Origin of the sequence: Bacillus cereus group sp. Bce019, assembly GCF_051781745.1 — a bacterium.
Taxonomy (GTDB): Bacteria; Bacillota; Bacilli; order Bacillales; family Bacillaceae_G; genus Bacillus_A; species Bacillus_A cereus.
The window spans coordinates 19,794-28,928 of record NZ_JBPWJX010000033.1 but is presented as its reverse complement, the minus strand read 5'-3'; the positions used below and the strand labels follow the sequence as shown (position 1 = coordinate 28,928).

Genomic DNA, 9,135 nt, shown 5'->3' with positions numbered 1-9,135 from the left:
GGTCCCGTTATTCCGGTTGCTCCCGTTTCTCCAGTTGGTCCTGTTATCCCTGTTGCTCCTGTTATTCCAGTCGGTCCGGTTGCTCCCGTCGGTCCTGTTATTCCGGTCGGCCCCGTTATTCCGGTCGGCCCCGTTATTCCAGTCGGTCCGGTTGCTCCTGTTGGTCCTGTTATTCCGGTTGGTCCCGTTATTCCAGTTGGTCCTGTTGCTCCGGTTGGAATATAAATTGGTGGAAGAATCGGAAATGTAGGTCCAATATTTTCTGGTCCTATCATCCCCTTATTCAATGATAAATTGTCATTGCGTTTCAATTTAACACCTCATTCCACATGTTTTTTAATTTATACACATCATTATGACCCTATCATTAAAGAATAACTTTATAACTATTCTCTTTTTTCTTCCCAAAGAATTATTACATATATTAAACATTTTACCGTTGCTATAACCGCTTTAATTAATATAATAAATTAATCATTCTATTTAAAAAGTACTAAATCTATAACATTCTTATTTAAAAAGTTGAGGTGATTTATATTCAAGATAATAATGAAATTAGAAAAAAGGAATTAATGTCAATGGCTCTTGACATTATTTTCCCTTACAGGCTTACGGGGCCTACCGGGAATACTGGATCTACCGGAAGTACTGGCCCTACCGGAAGTACTGGATCTACCGGGAGTACTGGCCCTACCGGAAGTACTGGATCTACCGGGAGTACTGGGCCTACCGGAAGTACTGGACCTACCGGAAGTACTGGGTCAATCGTTACAACAAACTCTATGTTCGCTAATAATACATCAGGTGGTCCTGTTTCAGTCATATTAGGAGGAACAAACATTCCACTTTCAAATAACCACAGTCTTGGTAATTTTACAGTTAACGCTTCAAATGACGTATTTACAATTCCTGTAACTGGAAGATATCATTTAACCTACCAAGTTAATACGACAACCGCTCTACTTGCTGGAACTAGACTACTACTAAACGCTTCTACGCCAATTTCTGGCTCTATTTTTTCTCCCGCTTTATCAACTTCAAATTATAGTAATAATTTAATTACTAATTTAAATGCTGGTAATACAATTTCACTACAATTATTTGGTATATTATCTGTCGTGAATTTAGTTGGAGGTGGATCAACAGGTGCCTCTCTTACAATTATACGAATCGATTAAAAAATGATTCATTCTTTTTATAATAAACAACTTAAATACTCAATTGGTAAATATTACGATAGTGATTACGTAATAAAAGTAAATTGTACTATATCCATAGTAGAAAACATCTATACTAAATTTTCCGTATATATATTATCAATTTACACTTCCCCCATGTCGATGTTACATTAAAGATGAAGATCGTTTCTTTTTTACAGACCATCTCAATATGTATTTGAGGAACATCTCCAATCCTATACGCGAGAGCAATACTACATTGACACTCAATTGAGTGTCTTTTTTTATATTCAAAAAAATAAAACCATCTCTTATAGATGGTTTTAACAATACACATTTACTTTTACTCTTTATATTATTGCCAGCTTATAAAGCTGGATAATAAATAGTCATACTTAACTGAGTTAATGTTCTTCCTGAATTAGTATAAGTATGCGGTCTATCCGCCTTAAAGCGAATTGAGTCTCCATTATTTAACGTATATTGACAATCATTTATGTCAATTGTCAATTTCCCTTCAAATACCGTTATAAACTCTTCTGTTCCTTCTTTATGCGCTTCTGAACTTAATTTCCCTCCTGTATCAATTTCAACCATATAGATTTCAAAATTCCTATTATCTTGGAAAGGAAATGAGGGATACACCTTATATCTCCCATTGTCTTCAGACAATACTTGAACATCATTTCGTAAAACTACTTTCGTATCAGGCTGTGGATTATTAATTAAAGAGGTAAATGATACTTTCAAACCATTAGCAATTTTCCATATTGTTGTTAGTGTCGGGCTTGAATCTCCTCTTTCTATCTGTCCAATCATTGTTTTACTTACACCTGTTAATTGAGAGACCTTTTCTAAACTTAATTTTTCTTTTTCACGTATTGATTTTAAATTTTTTGCCAGAATAAGTTGAATTTCTTCCATAAAAAACACTCCTACACTGTATACAATATAACGACCGTTATGTATAATAAAAAGCACACGTTATATTGTTCTTTTCGGTCATTATAACACACAAAAAATAGGGGGTTTTGAAATGCCTATATTTTCTTTTTTGTTATTTGTATTTATAAGTAGCTTCACACCTGGTCCCAACAATTTCTTAGCTATGACATACGCAAATCAACATGGATTAAAGAGAAGCATAAACTTTTGCTTTGGAGTAGCATTCGGTTTTTTCATCCTCACTTCTTTATGCAGTTTCTTTAATATTGTATTAATTAATATTATCCCTATAATTGAATTTCCTTTAAAAATTTTAGGTGTCGCGTATATGCTATATTTAGCCTTTAAAATAATTACTAGTAAAGGCGGTGCCGGTCACAATGAAAAAAATAATAAAAACTTATTTACAGTGGGTATTTTCCTTCAATTTATTAACCCTAAAGGAATATTATTCGGACTCACAGTAGTCTCTACTTTTATACTCCCTTACTACAATTCATATTCAAGTTTTCTACTTTTCTCATTATTTCTAGGTATAGTCGGTTTACTGAGTACATTTAGTTGGAGCCTTTTTGGTTCCATGTTCCAAAAACTTTTATTAAAACATAATCAATTATTTAACATCATTATGGCTGTTTTATTAGTTTTCAGTGCCGTTTCAATCGTTATCCACTAGCTATCAACTCATTCTGGATGCTTTTTTCATCCTCTTTTCTGTATACACCACATCATCATTATAATCATCTTAAAATGTTTTTATTAGTAATCTATTTCGTAGTTCTAATTTATGGATTGGGACTACGAAATAAACTAAAATGTTTCTCACTATATAATATTAATTTTGTTGTGTGACGCTAGCTTAATAAATCTCTTCAATATTATTCGATTTACTATTATATGATTGTATGCAAAATGAAAACAATACGTCTACAACATAGGCATTTAAAAATCTTTTTATAATTATAGAGAAAAAATACGGTATAATATAAATTACTGTTCTTTAGGAGGATCACAATGGCTGATAAGTATAAATTTTTTATTCTCATTGTTACCGCATTTTTTTCATTCTTTTCTTTAATAAAAGATTTCCGCAACACTTCAAAAAGTTTCTTTTGGGGTAGTTTTATCATTCTTACAAGCTTCATGATACTATTAATACATGCTCTAGATTTAACTCAAATACTTTTTTATCCAAAGCAAATTGCACTTGAATTTATTACAATACCACGTAAATTATTTCTACCATCTGTCACTGAGGCCGCCAGTTCCCTCCAACACTAAGATAATAATTTGATTAAGAGCTCTTTCTAAAAGAGCTCTCTTTTTTAACATAAACATACCATATACAAAATCCAACCTTAACCACTTAATTACTTATAAGAACCTAACTTATAAAACGCATAATAATTATATTTATTTACTAGTATACAAGCCGTATCTCTTAGTAGAAGCACAGCATAATATACGATACAGGACAAAACTTTCAAAAAACTTGTCTAAGTTAATTCTCAAAAAGGGGTGAATATAAATGCCTATCGTTAAACCTTTTATAGCAGGAAGACGATTTGTAAGTACAGCAGCAACAGGAACTGCTGCTGGAGCAGATTTAACTTTTGCTAACACAGACTTCACTGATGACACTGGTGCTGTAACAACATTCCCTGCTTCTTATGCCTTTTTAACACTTTATATTAATGGTGTTATTCAGACAGGTGATACTATTACTGGTGTGACTACTACAGCTGCTACTATTGTAGGAGGAGCAGTCCTAGATGGAGGCACTCCTATCGCAATTGAATTTACTATAACGTAAATTTAGTTGTCTTTTTAGAGGTTTCATTGAAAGAAACCTCTAATTTTAAAAATTCATATCAATTTTAGTAGCAACTACATAATACAGTGCACATACTAGATAGAATGATAGAATTTTATACTCACTCTCAAAAAGAGCACTTATCTATAGCGCAATAATTTTTCGCCTATTTGCTCTTGGAGAACCGACTAAGCAGTTAGTTAAATTAGCTAACTGCTTTTTCCATATAGTATTTATTATTATTCATAGCTTAATCCGTAATAGTAATGCTTGTGCACTATCTACTATAAATTTTCATATATTGTATTATGCTTGTCCAAAATGTGAAGTTAATACTCACGAAATCTAAATACAAGAAAGGAGTGAAAATATGCGCTCATCCATTCGTAAATTCGCTAATTTTAATTGTGAAGCACAAGCACCTAGTTCACTACCTGCCCTAGGTTTTGCCTTCAATGCTACTTCACCTCAATTTGCAACATTATTTACACCACTACTATTACCTAGTACAGGCCCAAATCCTAACATTACTGTCCCTGTAATTAATGATACAATTAGTACTGGAACTGGTATTAAAATTCAGGTAGCTGGTATTTATCAAATTAGCTATACATTAACGATCAGCCTTGATAACGTCCCATTAGCCCCGGAAGCAGCTCGCTTTTTCTTGACATTAAATTCATCGACTAATATTATTGCAGGATCCGGATCCGCAGTCCGTTCTAATATTATCGGAACTGGTGAAGTCGATGTATCAAGTGGGGTCATTCTAATTAACTTAAACCCTGGTGATTTAATTCAAATTGTCCCCGTTGAAGTAATAGGTACAGTAGATATTCGTTCTGCAGCGTTAACAGTTGTGCAAATTCGTTAATAAAGTGAAACTTTAATCAGCCCTCACCAATGGGCTTTTATGAGCAGTCCAGCCCCCACCTAACTTCTTTGCTTCCGCTAAATTTTAAGGTGGGGGTCTTACTGTCCGGCAAATAGCAGGATAAAAACAAAAGACTTAGCTAATTAATATTTATTGTTCCTTATACACAATATCTTTTTATAGATTTGACACACATTTATATTAAACAAGCATATTTTATTGTATGACTATATAGTCATACAAATCTAAAGCGTTCATAAAAGCACACTTATATGTGTGCTTTATTTTTAATTAAAACCTACAACATCCTCACACAATATCCATATATTATCTTGATTCCTCTCTAAATGTATGGTTTGTCTCAGAGCGCTTTTAACAGCGCTCTTTTTATTTAAACTCCGATTTTTAAAATTCGATTTTATGATTTACGTTATTATACACATGCTACGCTACTTTTGAAACAAGGTATACATCCAAAGACTGTAAGTGAACACTTCAGTTATAAAGATATGTTCATAACATTAAATCGCTATTCACATGTTTTGCCTGGAATGCAGGTGGATGCTGTTAAAATATGTAGTGAAAGACCATTCGAATAGTAACATTTACAAATATAAAAATACGGTTTCTCCTCTCAAGAGAAACCGCAACATATCAATGCTTTTACTATATTTTAAACTGGCTCGTATACAAATCAAAATAAAACCCTCTATCTTCCATGAGAGATTCATGATTCCCTCTTTCTAAAATATTTCCATCTTTTATAACAAGAATTTGATCTGCTTTTTCAATTGTTTTAAGTCGATGAGCGATCACAAAACTTGTGCGACCTCTCATTAAATTATTTAGTCCTGCTTGTATTTGTAATTCTGTTCTTGTATCAATATTTGATGTCGCTTCATCGAGAATTAATATATCTGCATCTGCTAAAATTGCTCGCGCAATCGCTAGAAGTTGTTTTTGTCCTTGACTTAAATTCGATCCTTCTGAAGCAATTTCTGTTTCATATTGATTTGGCAAATGCTTAATAAAAGAATGTGCAGATGCTGCCTTAGCTGCAGTGATAACTTCTTCATCAGTAGCATCTAAGCGTCCATAACGGATATTATCCATAATCGAACCAGCAAATAAATACGTATCCTGTAAAACTACTCCTATTTTACTTCGTAAAGAATTAATATCATAATCTTTTATATCTTTTCCATCAATATGAATTTGTCCTTGCTGTATATCGTAAAAGCGAGTTAATAAATTAATGATTGTTGTTTTCCCTGATCCAGTCGGACCAACTAAAGCAATTGTCTCTCCTGGCTGCGCTTTAAGACTCACTTCTTTTAAAATCGTTTTATTTTCTGCGTAGCCAAATGAAACATTCTCAAGTGCAACATGCCCTTGTAAATTTTGTACAACGAATGCGTCTTTTTTATTTTGAATTTCTGGTACCTCATCCATAATTTCAAAAACACGTTCTCCACCAGCAACTGCCGCTTGAATTGTATTCATTAAAGTCGCAAATTGACTTAGCGGTCTTGAGAATTGACGAGAATAATTAATAAAAGCCGCAATAACTCCTACTGTTGTCATTCCGTTTAAGACCATAACTGATCCAGTCCCAATGACAAGGCCCATACCTAAATTATTAATAAAGTTCATACTTGGAAAAATAAAAGCTGAAAATGTATCAGCCTTCGTAGCTGAAACTCTTAGCTGTTCATTAATTTTATTGAAATTTTGTACAGTTTCTTTTTCTTTTCCGTACAACGTTGTAACATCCGCACCTGTAATTGCTTCCTCAATAAATCCATTTAATTCACCTAAATCTTTTTGACGCTTCGCAAAGTTTTTACCACTATATGCAACTAGTTTTTTTGTAACGTAAAACATAATAGGTACTGTAATTAAAGTTACAATTGCTAAAATCCAATTTAAAGCGAACATCGCAATCGTTACACCTATAAAAGTTAACGCTGATGAAATAATTTGTACAACACTTTGTGTCAAAGCTTGATTCAAATTATCTATATCATTTGTCACACGGCTCATTAAATCACCTTGGGAACGCACATCAAAGAACCGTAAAGAAAGCGTTTGGATTTTCTCAAAAATATCTTGTCGTATTTTTTGAATTGTTTTTAATGCAACGTTAATCATGACAAATGTTTGTAACCATGTTAAAAGTACAGTTACACCGTAAATTGCGATAAGTAACATACACATTCTTGCTGTACCACTTAAATCTTTCGGTACAATATATTGATCTATAATGACCCCCATAAAATAGGGACCTAATAATCCAAGTAAAGTAGTAACAACGACTAGAAATATAACAAACATAAGAGCAGCTTTTTGGTAGCCCATATAGTTCCATATCCGCATTACAGTTCCTTGAGCATTTTTAGCTTTCCCCATCTTTGGCGTGTTTCGTCCACCTTTATTAGCAAATTGCCCTTGAAAATTACGCATGTTCTTCCCCACCTTCTTTATGCAAATTACCACCTTGGGAAAGATAAATTTCCTGATAAACCTCACTTTGTTCTAATAGTTGTTCATGTGTACCATTGCCAACTAATTCACCATTATCTAATACAAGTATTTTATCCGCATCCATTATGGAAGAAATTTTGGACGCAATTAATAAAGTCGTTGTGCCTTTATATTTTGTTTTTAAAGCTGTTTGAATAGTAGCCTCTGATTTCGCATCAACTGCTGATGTAGAATCATCTAATATGAGAATCGGTGGTTTTCTCACAAGTGCCCTTGCAATTGATACACGTTGTTTTTGTCCACCTGATAGATTTGTCGCACCTTGTGTTAAATTATATTGATAAGATTCTTCCAGCTTATTGATAAACTCAGTCGCACAAGCTGATGCAGCTGCTACTTCCAGCTCATCATGTGTTGCATCTTCTTTACCATAACGTAAATTCTCTTCTATACTACCTGAGAACAACAAAGCCTTCTGAGGTACAAACCCTATTGAAGCACGGAGTTTTTGCAAATCATATGTTTTAACATCTATTCCATCTATACATATTTCACCTTGATCAACATCATATAGACGTGGTAACAGCTTCGCTAAGGTAGATTTACCACTTCCAGTCGATCCAATAATCCCTACTTTTTCACCTTTTTGTATGCTAAACGAAATATCTTTTAAAACGTATTCATTATTTTTTGTATAGCTATAACTAACATTTTTAAATTCGATATTCCCCTCGATTTTCTCAGGTTCGATCGCATTCGCTCCGCTTATAATATCAACCTCTGTATTTAACACTTGCTGTACACGATCCGCAGATGGAAAAGCTCGCGCAATTTGAATAAATACCATGCTAATCGACATAAGTGACATTAAAATGATATTCAAGTAATTAATAAATGCCAAAATCGCTCCTACTTGAAGCGTTCCATTGAATACTTTTTCTCCACCAATCCATAATGTTGCGACAATCCCTCCACTTACAACTAGCATAATGATTGGCATCATTAAAGAAATAAGCTGCACAGCTCGAATATTTATCTTCGTTAAATTTGTATTTACATTTCCAAATTGAGCGATTTCATATTTTTGTCTTACGTACGCTTTTATAACACGCACACCAGATAAATTTTCTTGTAACTTTGTATTCACTTTGTCTAATGCCTCTTGCACCTTTTTAAATGTACCACTTGCTTTGCTTGCAATTAAAATAATCGCAAGTAATAAAATCGGAACAACTACAAGTAATATTGGAAATAACTCTCGCGCTGTTACAAAAACAATAATTATACTTCCAATAAACAACAGCGGACCACGAACGAGAACACGTAATGTCATTGTCATTGCCGATTGAATGGAAGTGATATCATTCGTCACGATCGTTAATAATTTACCTGTTCCAAATGAATCACGATTATTACTAGAAAATGTTTCTATTTTCGCAAACAAATCTTTTCGTATGTCTGTAGCGAAATTAACAGCTGCTTTTGTAGAATACATCATACACCCAAGCCCTCCAACTAAACCGAGTGCTGCTGCTCCTATCATAAGAAGCCCCATTTTTATTACATAATTTAAATCCCGATTTGCAATCCCAACATCAATGATATGTTGCATAATAGTCGGTTGAATTAAGTCCATCGCAACCTCAAGTACCATAAATAGCGGTCCAATAATAGCGAAGAACATGTATGGTTTTAAATACTGTAATAACTTACGAAATGATTTCATACATAATCTCCTTTTCCCATGAAATTACCACTGAATAATTCATATCCCTCCTTATTTAAGCGATATTTTTTGCAATTTCTTCATTACTTCTATTATATTATGTAAATTAATATTT

Annotated in this window: 9 protein-coding genes; 5 read left to right on the top strand and 4 right to left on the bottom strand. The window is 33.3% G+C overall.

The genetic code is table 11. The features are described from left to right. Positions 1-311: exosporium leader peptide-containing protein (locus ACS2QP_RS26340; RefSeq protein WP_438882991.1), on the bottom strand; the 311-nt coding region annotated here is incomplete at its 3' end. A 216-nt stretch (positions 312-527) separates the two neighbouring features. Between ACS2QP_RS26340 and ACS2QP_RS26335 the strand changes: the two genes are divergently transcribed. Beyond that, positions 528-1,178, top strand: a complete 651-nt coding sequence (locus tag ACS2QP_RS26335; RefSeq protein ID WP_438882990.1) for a BclA C-terminal domain-containing protein — start codon at positions 528-530, stop codon at positions 1,176-1,178. A 366-nt stretch (positions 1,179-1,544) separates the two neighbouring features. On the opposite strand, the gene ACS2QP_RS26330 is transcribed toward ACS2QP_RS26335, so the two are convergent. Further along, the gene (locus ACS2QP_RS26330) at positions 1,545-2,159 is read right to left on the bottom strand and encodes a helix-turn-helix domain-containing protein (protein WP_438882989.1); all 615 of its coding nucleotides are present in this window, start codon (positions 2,157-2,159) and stop codon (positions 1,545-1,547) included. Between the two features lie 55 nt (positions 2,160-2,214). Between ACS2QP_RS26330 and ACS2QP_RS26325 the strand changes: the two genes are divergently transcribed. From ACS2QP_RS26325 to exsF, 4 genes are all read left to right on the top strand, one after another. Further along, positions 2,215-2,799 carry a LysE family transporter gene (locus tag ACS2QP_RS26325; protein WP_001121273.1) on the top strand — a complete coding sequence of 195 codons (585 nt, stop codon included), beginning with the start codon at positions 2,215-2,217 and terminating at the stop codon, positions 2,797-2,799. A gap of 338 nt (positions 2,800-3,137) precedes the next feature. Next, positions 3,138-3,404: a hypothetical protein gene (locus ACS2QP_RS26320; RefSeq protein ID WP_000774117.1), complete on the top strand. Its 267-nt coding sequence runs from the start codon at positions 3,138-3,140 to the stop codon at positions 3,402-3,404. A gap of 247 nt (positions 3,405-3,651) precedes the next feature. Next, positions 3,652-3,936, top strand: coding sequence for a DUF4183 domain-containing protein (locus ACS2QP_RS26315; protein ID WP_001123247.1), 285 nt, complete (start codon positions 3,652-3,654; stop codon positions 3,934-3,936). Positions 3,937-4,306: 370 nt separating this feature from the next. Further along, a complete protein-coding gene (gene exsF / locus ACS2QP_RS26310) occupies positions 4,307-4,810 on the top strand; it encodes an exosporium protein ExsF (protein WP_001257871.1) in 504 nt (167 codons plus the stop codon). Between the two features lie 666 nt (positions 4,811-5,476). On the opposite strand, the gene ACS2QP_RS26305 is transcribed toward exsF, so the two are convergent. Then, on the bottom strand, positions 5,477-7,273 hold the full coding sequence (locus tag ACS2QP_RS26305) for an ABC transporter ATP-binding protein (RefSeq protein ID WP_001243554.1): 1,797 nt from the start codon (positions 7,271-7,273) through the stop codon (positions 5,477-5,479). Then, positions 7,266-9,020 carry an ABC transporter ATP-binding protein gene (locus ACS2QP_RS26300; RefSeq protein WP_326264890.1) on the bottom strand — a complete coding sequence of 585 codons (1,755 nt, stop codon included), beginning with the start codon at positions 9,018-9,020 and terminating at the stop codon, positions 7,266-7,268. Before ACS2QP_RS26300 ends, ACS2QP_RS26305 begins: the two co-directional genes overlap by 8 nt. Between the last annotated feature and the right edge of the window lie 115 nt (positions 9,021-9,135).

Excerpts from the sequence above, each read along its gene's own strand:
- ACS2QP_RS26325 (WP_001121273.1), top strand. The coding sequence starts at position 2,215 with ATGCCTATATTTTCTTTTTTGTTATTTGTATTTATAAGTAGCTTCACA.
- ACS2QP_RS26320 (WP_000774117.1), top strand. The coding sequence starts at position 3,138 with ATGGCTGATAAGTATAAATTTTTTATTCTCATTGTTACCGCATTTTTT.
- ACS2QP_RS26315 (WP_001123247.1), top strand. The coding sequence starts at position 3,652 with ATGCCTATCGTTAAACCTTTTATAGCAGGAAGACGATTTGTAAGTACA.
- exsF (WP_001257871.1), top strand. The coding sequence starts at position 4,307 with ATGCGCTCATCCATTCGTAAATTCGCTAATTTTAATTGTGAAGCACAA.
- ACS2QP_RS26305 (WP_001243554.1), bottom strand. The coding sequence starts at position 7,273 with ATGCGTAATTTTCAAGGGCAATTTGCTAATAAAGGTGGACGAAACACG.
- ACS2QP_RS26300 (WP_326264890.1), bottom strand. The coding sequence starts at position 9,020 with ATGAAATCATTTCGTAAGTTATTACAGTATTTAAAACCATACATGTTC.